The 18,023-nt window shown below is 49.4% G+C and carries 22 protein-coding genes and 1 pseudogene; 4 read left to right on the forward strand and 19 right to left on the reverse strand.

Going from position 1 to position 18,023, the window contains the following annotated elements; translation table 11 throughout:
• Positions 1-9: 9 nt before the first annotated feature.
• The 9 genes from A7975_RS31060 to A7975_RS31100 all read right to left on the reverse strand — a co-directional run bounded on the left by A7975_RS31060 (position 10) and on the right by A7975_RS31100 (position 5,936).
• Positions 10-627: a SpoIIIAH-like family protein gene (locus A7975_RS31060; RefSeq protein ID WP_053376751.1), complete on the reverse strand. Its 618-nt coding sequence runs from the start codon at positions 625-627 to the stop codon at positions 10-12.
• 31 nt (positions 628-658) lie between these two features.
• Positions 659-1,291 (reverse strand): stage III sporulation protein AG, encoded by a 633-nt coding sequence (gene spoIIIAG / locus A7975_RS31065; protein WP_053376752.1) that lies wholly within the window; start codon positions 1,289-1,291, stop codon positions 659-661.
• 31 nt (positions 1,292-1,322) lie between these two features.
• Positions 1,323-2,078, reverse strand: coding sequence for a stage III sporulation protein AF (gene spoIIIAF / locus A7975_RS31070; protein ID WP_065387735.1), 756 nt, complete (start codon positions 2,076-2,078; stop codon positions 1,323-1,325).
• Positions 2,079-2,095: 17 nt separating this feature from the next.
• On the reverse strand, positions 2,096-3,343 hold the full coding sequence (gene spoIIIAE / locus A7975_RS31075) for a stage III sporulation protein AE (protein WP_053376754.1): 1,248 nt from the start codon (positions 3,341-3,343) through the stop codon (positions 2,096-2,098).
• A gap of 5 nt (positions 3,344-3,348) precedes the next feature.
• Positions 3,349-3,744 carry a stage III sporulation protein AD gene (gene spoIIIAD / locus A7975_RS31080; protein ID WP_053376755.1) on the reverse strand — a complete coding sequence of 132 codons (396 nt, stop codon included), beginning with the start codon at positions 3,742-3,744 and terminating at the stop codon, positions 3,349-3,351.
• A gap of 39 nt (positions 3,745-3,783) precedes the next feature.
• The gene (gene spoIIIAC, locus A7975_RS31085) at positions 3,784-3,987 is read right to left on the reverse strand and encodes a stage III sporulation protein AC (protein ID WP_053376756.1); all 204 of its coding nucleotides are present in this window, start codon (positions 3,985-3,987) and stop codon (positions 3,784-3,786) included.
• 15 nt (positions 3,988-4,002) lie between these two features.
• On the reverse strand, positions 4,003-4,521 hold the full coding sequence (spoIIIAB, locus tag A7975_RS31090; RefSeq protein ID WP_053376757.1) for a stage III sporulation protein SpoIIIAB: 519 nt from the start codon (positions 4,519-4,521) through the stop codon (positions 4,003-4,005).
• A complete protein-coding gene (gene spoIIIAA, locus A7975_RS31095; RefSeq protein WP_082198575.1) occupies positions 4,518-5,567 on the reverse strand; it encodes a stage III sporulation protein AA in 1,050 nt (349 codons plus the stop codon). The genes spoIIIAB and spoIIIAA overlap by 4 nt, the downstream gene beginning before the upstream one ends.
• Positions 5,568-5,669: 102 nt before the next feature.
• The gene (locus tag A7975_RS31100) at positions 5,670-5,936 is read right to left on the reverse strand and encodes a YqhV family protein (RefSeq protein WP_053376758.1); all 267 of its coding nucleotides are present in this window, start codon (positions 5,934-5,936) and stop codon (positions 5,670-5,672) included.
• A gap of 130 nt (positions 5,937-6,066) precedes the next feature.
• Here A7975_RS31100 and A7975_RS31105 point away from each other — a divergent pair, with 130 nt between their 5' ends.
• Positions 6,067-6,789, forward strand: a complete 723-nt coding sequence (locus tag A7975_RS31105; protein ID WP_369688974.1) for a 2-phosphosulfolactate phosphatase — start codon at positions 6,067-6,069, stop codon at positions 6,787-6,789.
• 97 nt (positions 6,790-6,886) lie between these two features.
• Here A7975_RS31105 and A7975_RS31110 read toward each other — a convergent pair whose 3' ends face one another.
• The 5 genes from A7975_RS31110 to A7975_RS31130 form a co-directional block, all read right to left on the reverse strand.
• Positions 6,887-8,140 (reverse strand): aspartate kinase, encoded by a 1,254-nt coding sequence (locus A7975_RS31110; RefSeq protein ID WP_065387736.1) that lies wholly within the window; start codon positions 8,138-8,140, stop codon positions 6,887-6,889.
• A 131-nt stretch (positions 8,141-8,271) separates the two neighbouring features.
• A complete protein-coding gene (efp, locus tag A7975_RS31115) occupies positions 8,272-8,829 on the reverse strand; it encodes an elongation factor P (RefSeq protein WP_053376760.1) in 558 nt (185 codons plus the stop codon).
• Positions 8,830-8,857: 28 nt separating this feature from the next.
• Positions 8,858-9,931: a M24 family metallopeptidase gene (locus A7975_RS31120; protein ID WP_065387737.1), complete on the reverse strand. Its 1,074-nt coding sequence runs from the start codon at positions 9,929-9,931 to the stop codon at positions 8,858-8,860.
• Positions 9,932-9,957: 26 nt separating this feature from the next.
• Positions 9,958-10,398, reverse strand: coding sequence for a type II 3-dehydroquinate dehydratase (aroQ, locus tag A7975_RS31125; protein ID WP_053376762.1), 441 nt, complete (start codon positions 10,396-10,398; stop codon positions 9,958-9,960).
• Positions 10,399-10,490: 92 nt separating this feature from the next.
• Positions 10,491-10,991 (reverse strand): YqhR family membrane protein, encoded by a 501-nt coding sequence (locus A7975_RS31130; RefSeq protein WP_053376763.1) that lies wholly within the window; start codon positions 10,989-10,991, stop codon positions 10,491-10,493.
• A 214-nt stretch (positions 10,992-11,205) separates the two neighbouring features.
• Here A7975_RS31130 and A7975_RS31135 point away from each other — a divergent pair, with 214 nt between their 5' ends.
• Together A7975_RS31135 and A7975_RS31140 are read left to right on the forward strand one after the other, a co-directional pair.
• A complete protein-coding gene (locus A7975_RS31135; RefSeq protein ID WP_053376764.1) occupies positions 11,206-12,168 on the forward strand; it encodes a DUF1385 domain-containing protein in 963 nt (320 codons plus the stop codon).
• Positions 12,169-12,205: 37 nt separating this feature from the next.
• On the forward strand, positions 12,206-12,523 hold the full coding sequence (locus tag A7975_RS31140; RefSeq protein WP_053376765.1) for a hypothetical protein: 318 nt from the start codon (positions 12,206-12,208) through the stop codon (positions 12,521-12,523).
• Between the two features lie 73 nt (positions 12,524-12,596).
• Here A7975_RS31140 and mntR read toward each other — a convergent pair whose 3' ends face one another.
• A complete protein-coding gene (mntR, locus tag A7975_RS31145) occupies positions 12,597-13,019 on the reverse strand; it encodes a transcriptional regulator MntR (RefSeq protein ID WP_053376766.1) in 423 nt (140 codons plus the stop codon).
• Positions 13,020-13,230: 211 nt separating this feature from the next.
• Between mntR and splB the strand changes: the two genes are divergently transcribed.
• On the forward strand, positions 13,231-14,298 hold the full coding sequence (gene splB, locus A7975_RS31150) for a spore photoproduct lyase (protein ID WP_065387738.1): 1,068 nt from the start codon (positions 13,231-13,233) through the stop codon (positions 14,296-14,298).
• A gap of 10 nt (positions 14,299-14,308) precedes the next feature.
• Here splB and A7975_RS31155 read toward each other — a convergent pair whose 3' ends face one another.
• From A7975_RS31155 to A7975_RS31170, 4 genes and pseudogenes are all read right to left on the reverse strand, one after another.
• Positions 14,309-15,022, reverse strand: a complete 714-nt coding sequence (locus A7975_RS31155; RefSeq protein WP_053376768.1) for a cytochrome c biogenesis CcdA family protein — start codon at positions 15,020-15,022, stop codon at positions 14,309-14,311.
• 21 nt (positions 15,023-15,043) lie between these two features.
• Positions 15,044-15,853 carry a metal ABC transporter permease gene (locus A7975_RS31160; RefSeq protein ID WP_065387739.1) on the reverse strand — a complete coding sequence of 270 codons (810 nt, stop codon included), beginning with the start codon at positions 15,851-15,853 and terminating at the stop codon, positions 15,044-15,046.
• A pseudogene (locus tag A7975_RS31165) lies at positions 15,837-16,532 on the reverse strand (metal ABC transporter ATP-binding protein); the annotation flags it as partial. The gene A7975_RS31160 and the pseudogene A7975_RS31165, both read right to left, overlap by 17 nt.
• Before the next feature lie 188 nt (positions 16,533-16,720).
• A complete protein-coding gene (locus A7975_RS31170) occupies positions 16,721-17,740 on the reverse strand; it encodes a metal ABC transporter solute-binding protein, Zn/Mn family (protein ID WP_065387740.1) in 1,020 nt (339 codons plus the stop codon).
• Between the last annotated feature and the right edge of the window lie 283 nt (positions 17,741-18,023).

An 18,023-nucleotide genomic window follows, 5' to 3' on the forward strand; every position in this document is an offset into this window, starting at 1 on the left:
ATTGTTTCCTTAAGGAATATAACGAACGGATACTTGATCCGCTCCTACATCAAGCGTGCTCATCACCAATTTGATGATGTCGGCCGCTTGCTTTTTCTCCAGCTTTTCGCTTGATACTACAACATTGAACTTGTCATTTGCTTCATCGATGACAACATTTTCAAATTGCTTCAACAGCTCTGATTCAATGCCGGTCAATTTCGAATTTTTCTCCTCGAGCATATCCAGCTCCGCAATCGCAGCTACGGATTCCTCTTGCTTCGTTTGCGTTTCAGCAATGGCCGCCATGATGCGGTTCTCATCCTCAGAATTTTTCAGTTCCCGCTTCGCAAGCAGCTCGCTGAACAACCCGCCTGCCGCAAGCCCTTGCTCCTCGACTAAATTCAATGCCTCTTTATCTGCATCACTTAGCGCGACTTCGCCGGAAGGCTGCTGTACTTCATTGACAACAAGCCCATCACCTTTGGTTGCCGCCTCTGTCGCATTTTGTGCCGCTTGCTCTGTTTTCGTGCCGTCTGTCAGCACATCCGGCGATTCTATATCCTGAGTAAATAAGTAATACGCGGACAATACCACCATTAAACTAAGCATTGATACGAGCCATACCGTTTGTCTTTTCGTGTTCATGAGAACACCCTCCCCAACAATTGAATTTGGTTTATTGCTTGCTTGGCACAACAGATATTCGGTTAACCGGCACGTTGACGCCCTTCTCGACCGCGCTGATGATGAGGCGTCTTACCGTCGCGTTTTCAGCGCCCTTGGCGACGATCAGAATGCCGCGTATGCGAGGGTTAATCGTTTTGGTCACGATGGGCTTCTGGTCGCCCGAAACCTCATACAATACGACCCGTCCATCATTGGTTATCGAGGTTATATGCCGCCTGCCGCCGTTTGGATCATTCTCGTCAGTTACCTGCTGTGAATCCTGTCCTTCTTTCTGCACGACGATTTCTTCCGTAGAATCAACCGTGATGAGCACGTCAACCGTACCAACGCCTACGATTTTCTCCAAAATCTCCTTCAGCCTTGTTTCCATCGAATGCTCGATCACGGCAAACACGGATCCCGACGAAGAAACCGAACCACTCCAAGCTTCTTCCGTTTGAGGCGGCGGGTTCGGGTCCTGTGCCGAGGGTTCTACTTGCTTATAGGTTAAAAATGAATTCATAATCATTAGCGCCGCGCCAATCCCCCCAACGATTAGCAAAATTCGCAGCGTCCGCACACGCTTCGGACCGCTGGGACCGCCGCCAACCGCTGATTCTATGCCTTCCAGCCATTTGGCCACCGCGCCTTACCTCCTCTCCATACCTAGCCTCTCACTTGGCAATCTTCTGCTGCGCCGGCTGCCTTACGACGATTTGGTCTACATCAACGCCCCACCCTTTCACGATAACGCTGCTGATTGCGGAAGCAGTGGCAGGATCGGCCCTAGACCACCTGCCCTCTGGCTGATCCGCCTCTCCCGCTTTGTCGGGATCTTTGCTTTCATCTTTACCGCTTGGCGATGCTGCTTCATTCTCGCCAACCGGATCGATTGTCACATCCACGATAACGGGCTGCACAGCTTCTACCGCAGGGGCATTCCCTGATCCGTTTTTCTCGTCTGCCGCTTTAAGCGTGACAACCACTTGGCTGATATATGGCGTTTGCTTGCCCGAAATGGTCACCCACTTCAGCAGCGCATCCACCTCGGCGACCGGCACTTTCGTACGCTCGTTCAGCTCGTTTTGAATCGATGCTTCAAGCGTCCGTTCGGTTAGTTTGGCCGCTTCGAGCGTACGCTTCTCGCTCATCGCTTCCGCATCCCGCTTAATTTGGTTTAAACCGGTCATCTGAACTTCTTTGGTCATGGCAGATTCACTCCAGCTCTTCATTCCTTCATCCAGCTTCGCTCCTATATCACTTTGGATGAGCTTCAATATCGGAGAGAGTATCGTCAGCAAAATGAACAAGCCGACCACGAGCCGCGCATAACGCTGCATCGCTTTGTTTGGGAGCAGCAGCTCGACGAACACCGCCAGCAGGATGACTGCGATGATGTCTCTCAGCCAATCGCTTAACCAAGCAATCACAGCTCTCGTCTCCTTCCTTACCTCACCATCAATGCCGCATTTCCTGCAGTCAAAATGATCGTTACCGCGAGGAAAAACATGAGACTGACCGCAGCCAGCGCTGCAAAAACATAAATCATCGTCTTACCGATCGTCTCCAAGCAGGTTACAATCGGCGAATCTCCCAATGGCTGCATGACCGCAGCGGCTATGTTGTAAATGAGCGCCAGCGTCAATATTTTGATTGCAGGGAACGCGCTGATGAAGAGCAGTATGATTACGCCGGCGAGACCTATCGCATTTTTGGCTAGCATGGACGCCGAGATAACGGTATCCGCTGCATCGGAGAACATTCTGCCTACGACCGGAACGAAGTTTCCCGTAACGAATTTTGCCGTTCGAAGCGTTACGCCGTCCGTGACTGCACCGGTTGCCCCTTGCACGGAGATGACTCCGAGAAAAACGGTCAGCAGAATGCCCAGTACGCCTACGCCAATGTTGCGAAGCAGATTTGCCAGCTGCGTAACCTTGAATTTTTCCGACAATGCACTCGTGATATGAAGGACCGCCGAGAAAAACAACAACGGAAAAACAAGCGTGTAAATGAGCGTACCGACGGCATGTATCATAAAAATGATCAGCGGGTGCAGAACCGATACCGTAACGACGTTGCCCATCGAGGCAAGCAGCGTAAGCAGCAGCGGAACCATCGCCAGCATGAACTGGATCATGCTCTCTATCGCGCCTTTGGCGTAGCCCATCGCAACATGGAAGCTGTTCACCGCAATAATGATGAGAACCATATACGTGATTGAGTAGGCAACTTTGCTGACTGCATTTCTCTCAAATGCGTTTTGCAGCGTCTCCAGCACCATGCTGAACACCGTCAGCATCACTATGGTTACGAGCAGCTTGCCGTTATATAACACCTCATGCCACAAGTACTTCACTAATCCTTGCGCCATATCGGTAAACTTAAGCCCTTTGCCGCCTGGAACGATCATCTCCATAAAGCTTGGAATATGCTCCTGCGGAAAGTAGCCGCCGTACTCGTTCCGAAGCTTATTCCAATAAGACTCAACAGCTTCTGTCTCCAATCCGCCCACCTGCTCGGCTGCCAGCTCCTTGGAAAGCTGATCAGCCCTAGCTTGATCATCCGCAGCGGGCAGAGAGCTTTCTCCGCTGATGGCATAACCGACATTTGGAACAAAGGAGAACAGAAACGTCGCTGCAAGGATGAGGAGGAGCAGCTTGGCCCTGTCCCGTGCGGGAGTGAGCTTGATCATACGCCTCAGCCCCCCTCCGGCAGCAGCCCGATAACCGTCTCGACGATCACGCTAATAATCGGAACGGCCATGACGAGAATAAACACTTTGCCGGCAAATTCGATTTTTGATGCGATACCCTCTTGGCCTGCGTCCCTGACGATTTGAGCTCCAAACTCCGCAATGTACGCGATCCCGATAATTTTCAAGATCGTCTTCAAGTAAATGGAAGGAATGCCCGATCGATTAGCCAGATCCTCCAGCACGGTAATGACGATTTCGATTTTGCCGATCAGATACAGGAAGATGAACAAGCCCGTAAATGCAGCGAGCAAAAAAGCGAACATCGGCTTTTGCTCCCGAACGACAAGTATGAGTACTGTAGCCATCAGGCCAAGGCCGACAATTTGAATCATTTCCATCTCGCTCACCTGCTTGCATGCACGTCCGACTGAAGACGTCTACTGGAACAAAAATATCGTTTTTATTTCTTGGAACAATTCATTCAGGAGCCGAACAACCATAAACAAGACGACAACAAAACCAATGACCGTAACCCAATGCGCCATATCTTCCTTTCCCATTTGCTTAAGCACCGAATGTATCATGGCGATAACAATTCCGATCCCGGCAATTTGGAAAATGGCGCTCACATCCATGTTCATCTATGCGGCACCCCACTACACCATCAAAATGACGACCAGCACAGCGATCAAAATACCGAGACTCTTCCACATCTTCTCGTAACGCCCCTGATCGTCTCTCGCTGCGTCCTCCTCAGCCTTCAACTGCAACAACGCAAGATGTATATGCTTCATTTGGTCTTCCTTATCGCTAATTCCGAGTGTTGAGCCTAGCCGTATGAGCACGGATTGCTCATTCTTCCGCATGGAGGTGGAATCCCATTGCGATTGAATCGCCTGCTCCCAGCTGTCGCGGAAGGTAAAGCTCTCCGTCTCCCAAACGCCGCTTGCCGCCTTGCGAAAAATGGTCGCGAGCGGCTCCGGCGTAGCCGATGCCGTTCTCTCCAGCGCCTCCGGCAGCGGGGTATGCCCATATCCGATTTCCGTCTCCAGCCGCTGCAGCGCATGTGCAAGCTGTCTTAGCTGCCTTGGGCGCTCGGCGAATTTCGCCGCTTGCTGGAAGCCGATCATCGTGCCTGCAAACAAAACCAGTACAGCGCCCAGCAGCTTAATCACGGATCATCAGCTCGATGCCGTCCGGCAAAGGCGTGCGCCGAATCCGCCACCGCGCGATGCGATGGCGCATGCTCGCGGGAGGATGTCCGTAGAGCAATCGTTTCGGCAGGCACAACGCGGTGCATAATGCCTTGCTCGGTCCGCTTCAGCTCAACGACGTACGTAAAAGCGCCCTCTTCCAGCAGCTTCAGCAGGACGGGCCTGCCTCTTGCATCCTGCAAATCGTAGGCATGCGCCGTTGCGACTACGCTGATTCCAGCATGGCTGGCCTCGCGAATGGCCTCCCCGTCCTCCGGCCTGCCGATCTCATCGGCAATCAGCACCTCGGGGGACATCGATCGAAGCAGCATCATCATGCCTTCCGCCTTCGGACAAGCGTCCATCACATCCGTTCTTGGCCCAACATCGAACGTTGGGATGCCGCGGACGCAAGCCGCAATTTCCGAACGCTCGTCTACGATGCCGACCTTTCTTCCCTGCCAGCCGCTAGCCTCAAGCGTAGGCCACAAGCCATAGCTGACGGACCTGGCGATGTCCCTTACTAGCGTCGTCTTTCCCTGCTGCGGAGGAGCCAGTATAAGCGTCGAGTGCAGCGTTTTTCTTGTTCGGTCAATTAGCTTCGGAAGCAGATGCGTGCTCGCTCCGATCACTTCTCTAGCAACTCGGATATTGAATGCGCCAATGTCGCGAATGCCGCGTACCACTCCGCTGTCCAAGATCGTTCTGCCAGCAAGTCCAATCCGATGGCCTCCTGATACGGTTATGAAGCCTCTGCGCAGCTCCTCCTCCATTGCGTACAACGAATAGTTGGTTATGCGCTCGAGCAGCTTGCGGCATGTGTCTGCCGATGGCTTGTATGCTCCATCTGCAGCTTGGCGCAGCGTCCCGTCAATCATCATAAATCGAGACTGTCCGCGAAAGCCTATTTCAAGCGGCCGTCCCTCTCGAATCCGAATTTCCTCAAGCTGCTCCTGCATTTGTTCAGGAAGGCGCTCCAGCAGCGACTTCAGCTCTAGGGGCAATAAATGTGCTACGCGTGCCAGCATGTTATCCTCACTCCCGGATGTTTGTCCTTCGTAGTTCCTATTTGTATGCTTGCGTGGCGAAAATATGACTGCTTCATCTATCAATTGCTAGAGTCAACTCTATTATTTCTTAATAATGCCTATCATCAAGCAGATAACGCCCGCTCCCACCCATAGAAACTTGGACGGCGACAGCTTATCTGACATTCCAACAAGCCCAACCGTTGTTGTCGCGATTAGAATGAGCGGACCAACCAAAGCTAGCGACGAATTAACGATCAGCGCTTTGTCGATTTGGTTTAGTCGCAGCATCAGCAGCGCAGCGCAGATTTCGATCGTGCCAGAAGTAAGACGCAGTGACGCCATCGTCAATACAATTTTGTTCAGCATGATTATATGACCTCCCTTCACATTTCCAACTGTTCCTTATTCATATGCACGCTTGTCTACCTTTCATGACGGGCACCTGCCCATAAGCAAACGCATATAGTACAGCATGGAATGAAGGAAGGGCGGAGTAATGAGCATGCAAGTACAGGTTATTTCAAGTGTAAACGAGGCTAGCTCAGCAAGATTTCATCATAAAACGGCGATCATCATCGACGTTCTTAGAGCGACAAGCACCATCGTTACCGCGATCGCTGCCGGAGCATCCTGCATTATCCCGGCTGAGACGGTTATGGAAGCGCGAGCGCTGCAGCGTCCGGGCGATTTGCTTGGCGGCGAGCGCTTTTGCCGAAAAATTGCTGGGTTCGATCTGGGCAATTCGCCGGAGGAGTATACGGAGCAGGTCGTTGCGGGCAAAAGAATTGTGCTTACCACGACCAACGGCACGCGTGCCATCCACAAATCGATGCGGGCGGATCATGTGATAACCGCTTCGCTTCTGAATGCTGAGGCGTGTGCCCGCACGGCGATCGAGCTGCGGCGCGATGTCGTTATTTTGTGCGCGGGCAGTCATGATGAATTTGCGATTGAGGATGGTTTATGCGCAGGGCTTGTGCTCGATAGGCTTCAAGCATTAAGTCAAATTACAGTTGAAATGGATGATTTTGGATCAGCGATGCTGGCGTTGTACCGAAATCGCTCAAGCCAAGCCAGAGATACGATCATGAATGGAATGACGGGGAAAAAACTATTGAAGCTGGGGATGCGAAAAGATATTGAAGCTTGCTCCGCTATTGACATATATAACGAGGTCCCTCGATTAAATGGCGATCAATTAACGAGAATGAGCCTTTAGAATGCACGAAGACAAAATGTAGGCAAGGCAACAAAAAAACGAGCCATAGAATCGCTTCTATGGCTCGTTTGCTATTGTAGGAACATGCGCTAATCTATTAGCGACGGTCTTGAGGACCGCCAACGAATGCTTGCTCTGCCGTATCAAGTCCGTACGCCGTATGAAGCGCGCGCACAACATCGCTCAGCGGCTCAGACGTAATGACGCATGAGCATTTGATTTCCGAAGTGCTTACCATCTTGATGCTTACGCCAAGCGTAGAAATCGTTTCGAACATTTTGGCTGCAACGCCTGGATTGCTGACCATGCCTGCGCCCACGATGGATATTTTCACAAGGTTGGATTCCGAAGTTGTCTCACGGTATGGAACCGTGCTGCGAATGCCTTCGATAACCGAGATTGCTTTATCCTCGTCATCACCGGATACCGTAAAGGAGAAGTCGGCCTTGCCGTCCTGCACGCCGCTTTGTACGATAATGTCGACGTCGATGCCGTTCTTTGCCAACGCGCCGAACACATTTGCAAGCACGCCCGGTACATCCTCAACACCCATAATGCTAATTCTAGCTACATTTTTGTCAAACGCGATGCCGCGAACGACCACGCCTTGCTCCATGACCGCTTCCTCCTTCACACTTGTACCTTCGTTTTGGGTAAAGCTTGAACGCACGACAAGCTTCACATTGTTATGCTTAGCGTATTCCACTGCACGCGGATGCAATACAGCAGCGCCCAGATTTGCGAGCTCAAGCATTTCATCGTAAGAAATTTCGTTTAGCTTGCGGGCATTTTTTACGACGCGGGGATCGGTAGAATAAATGCCGTCCACGTCCGTATAAATCTCGCAAACGTCAGCGTTCATAGCAGCTGCCATTGCGACCGCCGTTGTATCGGAGCCGCCGCGGCCAAGCGTCGTTATTTCTTCGTCTTCCGTCATCCCTTGGAAGCCTGCGATAATAGCTACATTGCCCTGCTCCAGCGCTTTGAACACACGCTCCGGATGAATATTCGTCATCTTCGCTTTGCCATGCACCGCTTCTGTGCGAATGCCTGCTTGCCATCCGGTAAAGGATACGGCTTTTGCTCCTAGCTCGTGAACGGTCATCGACAGCAAAGCTATCGAAATCTGCTCGCCAACCGTTAATAGCATATCCATTTCCCGCGCCGGCGGATTCGGATTAAGCTGTTTTGACTGATCGATTAAATCGTCAGTCGTATCTCCCATGGCAGAGACGACAACGACGATATCGTTGCCCTCCTGCTGCCGATCAATTATACGTTTTGCTACGCGCTGCATCCGCTCCGGCGTTCCTACGGAGCTGCCGCCAAACTTCATCACGATTAACGACAAAGCCGATTCACTCCCAACCCTGACATGTACATACAAGTCAATATTATACCACAACAGGCGCCCTTATGGGTATATCCGCCTCCAAAAAAATAACCGTCCGAGTTGCATCGGACGGTTAAATCAAGCTGCTGCTAAGCGCGCGAGATGTATTTGCCTTCACGAGTGTCGATCAGCAAAACGTCGCCTTCGTTAATGAACAGTGGAACTTGAACGTTAAGGCCAGTTTCAACCTTAGCTGTTTTTGTTGCGCCTTGCGCCGTGTTGCCCTTAACGCCCGGCTCTGTTTCAATAACTTTCAGCTCAACGCTGTTTTGCATTTGAATACCAAGAATTTCGCCTTGGTAGCTCGAAATGTTTACGTTCATGTTCTCTTTCAGGAAGTTAAGCTCCCATTCAAGCTGCTTCTTGTCCAAGTTGAACTGGTCAAACGTTTCGTTATCCATGAACGTGTACTCCGAACCGGAGTTGTACAAGTATTGTACTTCACGGTTCTCGATGATCGCGCGTCCGATGCTCTCGCCAGCGCGGAATGTTTTCTCAACAACGTTGCCGTTGCGAAGGTTTTTCAGCTTGGAGCGTACAAAAGCCGCGCCTTTACCCGGCTTAACGTGTTGAAAGTCAAGAACGGTGAAAATATCTGTGTCTACTTGCACGGTCAAGCCTGTTTTAAAATCGTTTACTGAAATCATTGCTGATTCCCTCCTGAATGAATAGTCCTTACCCCAGAGTGATTAGATCCTTCGGGGACGAGGTTAATATTTTAATACCGGTTTCCGTTATAACGATATCATCCTCAATGCGTACGCCGCCGAAGCCTGGTACGTAAATGCCGGGTTCAACCGTGACCGTCATGCCGGGGGTTAAAATCGATTCGCTTAATTTGGACAATCTTGGCGCTTCGTGAATCTCCATGCCAAGCCCATGACCGGTGCCATGTCCAAATAGATCGCCATAGCCGTATTTCGTAATGATGTCGCGGCACAAAGCATCGGCTTCGCGGCCAGTCATTCCCGGCTTGATGTTCTCAAGCGCATGCAGCTGCGCTTCGAGCACGATGTTGTAAATTTCCAGATGCTTGGCTGTCGGTGTGCCTACTACGACTGTTCTCGTCAGATCGGAGCAATAGCCATTGTAATAGGCGCCAAAGTCAAGCTTAACGAACTCGTTATTGCCGATAATGCGGTCGCTGGCTACGCCATGCGGCAGCGCGGAACGCTCGCCCGACGCAACGATAGTATCGAAGGAAGAGGATGTCGCGCCATGACTGCGCATATACACTTCCATCTCAAGGGCAATATCGGTTTCACGGACGCCAGGACGGATGATCTTCAAAATATGGTTGAAGGTGCTGTCCGCAAGGTCAGCGGCTTCTTGCATAATTTTGAGCTCAGACTCGTCTTTAATAATGCGAAGCTTCTCTACTAGACCCGTAGCAGGCTCAAGCGTAATGCCGCTCAATGTTTTTGACCACGCAGTGAATTCACTGTACACGACATGATCCTGTTCGAATGCCAGCTTTGTCAGCTTGCCTTCTTTAAGCAGCTCGTGCACATTCTCAAGCGGGTTTGCCCCATGCTCGATAATTTGAAAGCCAACCGCTTGCTGCGGCGCTTGTGTGCGATAGCGGAAATCAGTTAGCAAATAGCTTTCGCTAAGCGTAATCAGCACCATGCCTGACGAGCCAGTGAAGCCGCTTATGTAGCGACGATTATGCTCGCTTCCAATTAATATCGCTTCAAAGCGATGTTCTTCCATCAGCTTGCGCAATCGCTTTACTCTATCGTTTGGCATAACCGCTTCACCCTTTCTTAAATCGTTTACGATTTTTGCAAATGACGTGCGAGTGCAGTAAGTCCGAGCTCGTAGCTCTGTGACCCGAAGCCGGCAATTTGACCGACCGCGATCGCAGCGACTACGGATACATGCCGGAACGATTCTCTCTTATGAATGTTCGACATATGCACTTCGATAATCGGCAGCCCTACCGTGCTTAGTGCATCGCGCAGCGCATAGCTGTAATGCGTCCAAGCGCCAGGGTTTATGAGAATACCGTCAGCCTTTCCATACGCACTATGTATTCGATCAATCATTTCGCCCTCATGATTCGTTTGGAAAAATTCAACGGAGACGCCAAGCGCCTCGGCTTTATCCCTCAAGAGCGATTCAATGAATCCAAGCGTTTCTGTCCCGTACACACCAGGCTCGCGAATGCCGAGCATGTTAAGGTTCGGTCCGTTTAATACAACGATTTTGTGCATGAATGCACCTCCCAAGCAACCGAATCCATCATAGGTTCAAAGATCATTAGCCATTTTACCACAAATGTCCGTGCCTTGAGAAGTAGAACTCATTATTGTGCTTTAATCGGCTCCCTCGATGCCTCATCCGTAAACTCGAACGCGATGGAGTAACCGATGAACACGCCCCATAACAAGGAGACGCAAAGCTCGGTATAAAGCGTATTCCAGCCTGCTTTCGTTACGACGTTCATAATGCCGAGCATCGGGCCTATAGCGGCAAAGAGGATTGCCCACCATACTGCGCCGTACAAAACTCCCGGCCACGCCCCTCGCAATCGGCCGAGCACCACCTTATAAAGTAATGCAGCAAGGATGGAGAAGAGGACGTAAAAGCCAATTCCTACGACCTCGCCCCATGCAGTTTTTAGAAAGGAAGCCTTGAAGAAAGGATCTGCGGCAAACCCGGGAAGCACGCTCGTAAACTTCATTTCATAAAACATCCAGCGTACAATGCCCCAGATGAGGCCTGCGAAAAAACCGATTTTTATCGAAAATAACCATGGGTTCGTATGATGCTCCTCATAGTCGCTTTTCTGCTTCTGCATGCCCATAACGAAAGAGCCTCCATTCTATATTCATCTTTGCTAAGCTTAGTATGTGAAATAATTCCGATCCATAACCGCTGCTTCCATTAATGCGAGTCCGCTTCCAACATGCTGACGTTGGCAATTGGCCTATAGATAAAGTACAATAGACTTACAAAGTTAAAGGTACATTCGTCGTATCAGCTAAGACGATATTCCACTCAAGGAAGGTGACAAGCACTTGCCGCAAGACTCCCGAAGTATATATGGCGGACAAGCGGTTATTGAAGGCGTAATGTTTGCTGGCAAACACGTTAACGTAACGGCTGTCCGACGCAAAAATGATGAAATCGTATTTTATGAGGTGCCCCGTACATCGAAGAACTGGATTCAAGCGCTAAAGAAAATCCCGCTCGTTCGAGGCGTTGTCGGCATTTTGGAATCAAGCGCCAAAGGCTCGCAGCATTTGAACTTCTCAATGGAGACTTATGCAGAGGATGAAGCCGGCGAAGAAAAAGAAGCAGCGCCAGCACAACAAGCCGTCAAGCCGAAGGAAGAGAAAAAACAAGGCTGGAGTCTCAGCATGCTGGTTGGCGTAGCCGTCGCAGGCGTGCTTTCATTTGTTTTCGGTAAGCTTATTTTCACCGCAGCCCCTGCTGCGCTCGAAGAATTGCTATTTTCTGGGGTATTTGAAAACAAAGTTGGTCATAACTTATTAGAAGGACTTATCAAAATAATATTGTTGCTCGCTTATTTATACTTTATTTCAATGACTCCGCTGATCAAGCGTTTGTTCCAGTATCACGGTGCCGAGCATAAAGTGATTAGTGCTTATGAAGCCGGCGAAGACCTTAGTATTAGCAATGTGCAAAAATACAGCCGTCTTCACTATCGCTGCGGCTCCAGCTTTATCGTATTTACAGTTATCGTAGGCGTGGTTGTCTACTCGCTTCCGTTCTTTACATGGGATAGCATTTGGGAACGCGTCTACATTCGCATTCTTCTGCTCCCGCTCGTTCTGGGCATTTCCTATGAGGTGCTTCGCTGGACGAACGCTTTGCGTGAGATTCCAGTTCTGCGCTACCTCGGATATCCGGGATTGTGGCTGCAGCTGCTTACGACCAAAGAGCCCCGTGACGAGCAAGTAGCCGTGTCCATTGCTTCTTTTAAACGGATGCTTGAGCTTGATAAACAAATGAAATAATCGAAACGAAGTTTAAAAAAGGAAAGGCGGTATTACAATGAGCAGAATACCGAGCAAATGGAATGTTTGGTCCATCACTTTACTGGCGTTGCTGGCGATTGGCCTCGTGTACAGCGTTCTTCAAAGCCCGGCAGCATTTATTATTCCGATCGTGGTGCTAGGCGGTATTTTCCTGCTTTATAAATACCCGCCTTCCTTCTTAAGAGGAAACAGCACGCAGCAGGGCCGGACTCAGGTTAAGCAAAGCCGTGCGACCGCTGCTAAAATGAAAGCAAACAAACCCCGTTCCAAAACCGTGCCGTTCCGCGTTATTGAAGGCGGCAAGGATGACGACGATCTGCCAAAATATCATTAATGAACAAAAAGAAGGTCTGCGGCATAATTGCTGCAGACCTTCTTTTTGTTCGCTCATCCTACACCCTATGTAATTACTCACTGTCCATTTCCGCACGAACAGCGCGAAGCTCGTCCATTCTTTGTGAGTCCCGGCGAAAATATTCAACCAGCGTCTCAATGCAAGTAATTGAATCCCAGCTCAAGTGGTGCTCGATGCCTTCGACATCCTGATAAATATTTTCGTCCTGTACGCCAATTGTCGTTAGGAACGATTCCAGCAGCTGATGGCGGTCTACAAGCCGTTTCCCCATTTTCTTGCCTTTATTGGTTAGGACAAGCCCGCGATACTTCTCATAGATCAAATAATTATCTTTGTCGAGCTTTTGAATCATTTTGGTGACCGATGAAGGATGCACCTCGAGTCCTTCTGCTATGTCTGAAACACGCGCATACCCTTTTTCATCAATCAGCTTATAAATTCTTTCCAAGTAGTCTTCCATGCTCGGTGTCGGCACTGAAGAACCCCCTAACCATACTTCTTCACCTTGTCTCTTAGGCGTTACTCTATGTATCATACACTGTTCATTATGTTCACTGCAACCTGTTCACGATTCCTCAATCGATTATGAAGCGCAAACCAAGCTTGAACTTACCAGTTTGACGCGATCACCTCCTCCATACAATAAGATGATTTCGTTTGTGATTGATCAACAGGAGGAATGACTGATGAGTACAGCCATTACAGACCGGCCAAAAACAGATCGCTCCACCCTCTCCTTCGTTCCTGAGCTCGTTTATTTTGAGCCTTCTGCGCTCGATTATCCAAAAGGCCAGCGTATTTTTGACTGGGTGAAGAAGGAAGGCATACCTTACCGAATGACGACCTCGCATAACCGCATTACGAATTTGCCTGGCGATACGGAGCTGGAGCAATATAAAATCGCCAAGCGCACGCTTGTCGTTGGCATTCGCAAAACGTTGAAGTTCGACACCTCCAAGCCTTCAGCCGAATATGCCATTCCCATCGCGACAGGCTGTATGGCGCATTGCCATTATTGCTATTTGCAAACGACATTAGGCGCTAAGCCTTATATCCGAGTGTATGTCAATATTGACGATATTATGGAGGCTGCACAGGGCTACATTGACGAAAGAAAGCCTGAGATTACGCGATTTGAAGCGGCCTGTACCTCTGACCCTGTTGGGCTTGAGCCCATTTCGGGCAGCCTGCGCGAATTAATTGAATTTATGGGCAAACAGGAATATGGCAGGCTGCGATTCGTAACCAAATTCCATCATGTGGACTCGCTCCTTGACGCCAAGCATAACGGCCATACGCGCATACGCTTCAGCGTCAACGATAAATACGTCATTAAACATTTTGAGCCTGCCACGTCAAAATTCGAACAACGAATTGAGGCCGCCGTTAAGGTGGCAAGAGCAGGTTACCCAATGGGCTTCATTATTGCTCCGATTATTTGGCATGAAGGCTGGGAGGAAGGCTATGGAGAGCTTATATCATCGCTTGCGGCTGCACTCCCTGCCGAGGTAACGAAAGATCTCACCTTCGAGCTGATCCAGCATCGTTTTACTAAAACGGCAAAATCGGTAATCGAAAAACGATATCCGCGCACGAAGCTTGAGATGGACATCGAAAAACGAAAATATAAATGGGGGCGCTGGGGCCAAGGGAAATACGTTTACCCGGATGAACAAGCAAATGCGCTCCGCATGTATATATCGGAGCGCATCTTCGAGCATTTTCCAGAAGCTAAAATCGAATATTTCACGTGAGCAGCGACGCTTAAAAGGTAAGCCACTCGGGTGTAATGACGTTCAGCCAAATCGTTATTTTTGTCATCTGATCGGTAAACAGCAATATTCCCATCAAAATCATAACCGCTCCGCCGATCTTCATCACGGTTGCGGAATACTTTAATATCCATCTTGCCGTCCCTAGGAAAAAAGCGAGCACAAAAAACGGGATCGCGAACCCAAGCGCATATGCCGTCGTCAGCTGAAACCAAGTGCCAGGCTCCGTTGCAGCGAGGCCCAAAATCGCGGTCAAAGCAGGACCCATACAAGGCGTCCAGCCTGCCGAAAAGCCGATTCCAAAAATAAACGAGCTGACATAGTTCGCTTTCTTAGGAATCAGATTCATTCTTCGCTCCTTCATGAGAAGCTGCGGCTGGAATAAACCGATCAGAAAAAGCCCCATCAAAATGATCAAAATAGCCGATAGCTGCCTTATAAGCTGCCTGTATTCACTGAAAAACTCGGCAAACACGTTTGTTCCGTAGCCCAATGCGTAATAAACGGTGCAAAAGCCCAAAATGAAAAACAGCGTATGCGACATCGTTCGCATACGTTTTTGTTTTGCATTCGAATTCTCCTTTAAGTCCGCTACCGATATACCCGTTATGTACGATAAATAGGAGGGGTACAGCGGCAGGCAGCAAGGCGAAATAAACGATGCAAAGCCGGCGCCGAAAGCCAGCCAAATGTTAATATCAGACAAGTTCTCTCACCCCGATTCGAATCAACTGCCTGCCCGAACACCACGCCTGAACACAAGCAGCAATAGCAGCACCGCAATTAGCAGCAATACGATCGTACCGCCTGGCGCTAAATTCCATACTCCTGCGATTAACAGCCCGATGATTACAGCCAGCTCGCCGATAATGACGACAGTAATGACGCTTTGACGGAAGCTGCGGGCAATGATCAAGCTGCATGCAGCAGGTATTGTGAGCAATGCGGATACGAGCAGCGCACCTACGATTTTGATAGAAACGCTAATAATAAGTGCGGTAAGCACGCTAATCATAACATTATAAAATTTCACGGGCAAGCCGCTCACAGCAGCCGCGTCTTCATCAAACGTAATGAGGAAAAGCTCCTTCACCTGCAGCCAAATCGCCGCAAGCACAATGATGGTAACGCCTCCTATCACATACAGATCGGTGTTATTGAGGGTGTAAATGCTGCCGAACAAATAACTGTTCACATTATTGTTGAATCCTTTTCCCATCGTAAAGAGCAAGGAGGCAAGGGCAACCCCTCCGGACATGATAATGGCGATGGACAGCTCAGCATAGGATTTGTAAGCTTTCCTAAGCTTCTCGATCGCAAAGGATGCCGCGATGGCGAACAGCAGCCCCACAGCAATGGGATATACGCCGATCAAAAACCCGAGCGCTACGCCGGCAATAGAGACATGAGATAAGGTGTCTCCTATCATGGACAGTCTGCGCAGCACAAGAAATAAGCCCATTAGCGGGGCAGTTACGCCGATAAGCAACCCGCCAATTAGGGCTCGTTGAAAAAATTCGCTAGTTACGATCTCCAATCAAAACAACCTCTTTCCTGCTCTCCATTTGCTTCCTAAGCCCTTTCAGGCTATGCGCAAGGTCATTTTCCACGCAATCCTGCGTTTCATGCGAATGCTTAATGTGAAACTTGAGCTTCCCGTTCGATGCTGCCGGTTCTTGCCCTAAATAAGAACGAATCATATCCAAATCATGAGAAACCATCAGAAACGTAATATTATGATGCTGATGCATATGCTTGATCATATGGAAGAAGCTCTCCTGCGTTTCCGTATCGATGCCTACCGTAGGCTCATCCAAAATGAGCAATGACGGGCTGTTGATCAGCGCTCTGGCTAGAAACACACGCTGCTGCTGGCCGCCTGACAGCTGGCCGATTCGTTTACCTTGTAAATCCTCGATGCCCATCGCATGAAGCGCGTCCTCGCACTTAATGAAATCCGCTTTGTTCATCTTCTTAAACAGCTTGCTTCGCCCATAAAGTCCCGACATCACGACCTCGCGCACGGTTGCCGGAAACAAAGGATTTAAAGAATTTTTTTGCGGAACGTAGCCGATGCGCTCCCACTGCTTAAACTTATCCACTCTCTCTCCAAATAAACGGATCGTGCCGCTCGTTGGCTTGAGCAAGCCAACAATCATGCGCAGCAGCGTTGTTTTTCCAGCGCCATTCGTACCTATTAAGCCAATGAAGTCACGTTCCTTCACCGCAAAGCTTAAATCCGTAATGACATTCTGCTGCTGAAAAGAAAAGGAGACGTCCTCCAATGAGATAACCTCTTGGTGGCAGCTAGTGTCGGCGTTAGTTATTCGATTCGATTGCGCCATAATTTCTCTCCTCACAGCAATACGGAGCTTAGATCAGCTCCGCAGGCTAGCCTTTTGTTCTATTGTAATGCTTGCACAAGATTTTGCAAGTTGCGCTCCATAAGCGTTAAGTAGGTTTCGCCTTTCTTATCCTGCTCTGGCGTTAAGCCTTCAAGCGGGTTAAGCACCATTGTCTCGACATCAGCTTCGCTTGCGAGCGTCTTAGCCAGTTGATCGGATACCAGCTCTTCAAAGAAAATATATTTGACGTTGTTTGCTTTAACATACTTCGCGATGTCCAGCAAATCCTGCGCGCGCGGCTCGGCATCCGGGCTAAGACCCATAATGGATATTTGCTTTAAGCCGTAGTCGCGTGCTAAGTACCCGAATGCTTGATGAGATGTCACAATATTTTTGTTTGCGACCTGTGCAAGCTTGGCGGAATAATCCGCATCGATGGCTTCCAGCTTTGTTTTGAGCGCCGCATAGTTTTTCTCGTAATCGGCTTGGTTTGCGCTATCGGCTTCAATTAAACTGTTTTTCACATTCTCAGCTAGCTTAAGCGCTGATTTTGGGCTAACCCAAGTATGCGGATCAATGCTGCCATGATCATGTCCTGCTTCATCCGCATGCTCTTCTTCATGCTCTTCTTCCGTGCCCTCGATAAGCGTTATCCCGTCGCTAATCTCTTTAGTTACGACCGCGCTATCCTTGGATAATCCCTTCAAAAATCCATCCACCCAGCCCTCAAGGCCCGCTCCGTGATACAGAAACAGCCGTGCCTTCGAAGCTGTGTCCAAATCCCGGCTTTTCGGTGTCCAGTCATGCGGCTCGACGCCGGCAGCGATAAGGTTTACGGCTTTAATATGTTCCCCGCCGATTTCCGATGCTAGAAAATATAAAGGATAAAAGCTCGTGACGACGCTGACTTGATTTTTCTCTGCTTTGTTTGCAGCAGCCGAGCTATCATTTGTTGGATTCGCTGCATTATTCGGTGAGCCTGCATGGTTGCTATTGCCGCAAGCTGCCGTCACTAGCAGCATAGCTGTCAGCAGCAGGCTAAGCGCCATCCTACGTATCGATGATTTCGAATCTTTCATTTGGTGTTCTCTCCATTCCGTTTCTCTCTTCTTCGTAATCGTTACTATTACGTTTTGTATTATACGATGCCTTTAAATAGACTGTCAACCTTATTTCTTTCGCAAAAAAAAGAGGCGACATGAAAAGCTGCTGCCCTTCAATTACTTGTATGGACAAAAATAAAGAAAAATATGACAGGATACTGTAGTCGCTCGCAACGACTGAGAATCGTGTAACAAAAATAGAATCGCCCTAAAAGTCTTTATGACTTTTAGGGCGACTCCGTTTCGTAGATAGGCTGTA

The sequence above is a fragment of the Bacillus sp. FJAT-26390 genome (assembly GCF_001682865.1).
GTDB lineage: Bacteria > Bacillota > Bacilli > Paenibacillales > Paenibacillaceae > Pristimantibacillus.

Coding starts and splice junctions, on each gene's coding strand:
- A7975_RS31060 (WP_053376751.1), bottom strand. CDS start 627: ATGAACACGAAAAGACAAACGGTATGGCTCGTATCAATGCTTAGTTTA.
- spoIIIAE (WP_053376754.1), bottom strand. CDS start 3,343: ATGATCAAGCTCACTCCCGCACGGGACAGGGCCAAGCTGCTCCTCCTC.
- spoIIIAD (WP_053376755.1), bottom strand. CDS start 3,744: ATGGAAATGATTCAAATTGTCGGCCTTGGCCTGATGGCTACAGTACTC.
- spoIIIAC (WP_053376756.1), bottom strand. CDS start 3,987: ATGAACATGGATGTGAGCGCCATTTTCCAAATTGCCGGGATCGGAATT.
- spoIIIAA (WP_082198575.1), bottom strand. CDS start 5,567: ATGCTGGCACGCGTAGCACATTTATTGCCCCTAGAGCTGAAGTCGCTG.
- A7975_RS31100 (WP_053376758.1), bottom strand. CDS start 5,936: ATGCTGAACAAAATTGTATTGACGATGGCGTCACTGCGTCTTACTTCT.
- A7975_RS31105 (WP_369688974.1), top strand. CDS start 6,067: ATGAGCATGCAAGTACAGGTTATTTCAAGTGTAAACGAGGCTAGCTCA.
- efp (WP_053376760.1), bottom strand. CDS start 8,829: ATGATTTCAGTAAACGATTTTAAAACAGGCTTGACCGTGCAAGTAGAC.
- A7975_RS31120 (WP_065387737.1), bottom strand. CDS start 9,931: ATGCCAAACGATAGAGTAAAGCGATTGCGCAAGCTGATGGAAGAACAT.
- aroQ (WP_053376762.1), bottom strand. CDS start 10,398: ATGCACAAAATCGTTGTATTAAACGGACCGAACCTTAACATGCTCGGC.
- A7975_RS31130 (WP_053376763.1), bottom strand. CDS start 10,991: ATGGGCATGCAGAAGCAGAAAAGCGACTATGAGGAGCATCATACGAAC.
- A7975_RS31140 (WP_053376765.1), top strand. CDS start 12,206: ATGAGCAGAATACCGAGCAAATGGAATGTTTGGTCCATCACTTTACTG.
- splB (WP_065387738.1), top strand. CDS start 13,231: ATGAGTACAGCCATTACAGACCGGCCAAAAACAGATCGCTCCACCCTC.
- A7975_RS31170 (WP_065387740.1), bottom strand. CDS start 17,740: ATGAAAGATTCGAAATCATCGATACGTAGGATGGCGCTTAGCCTGCTG.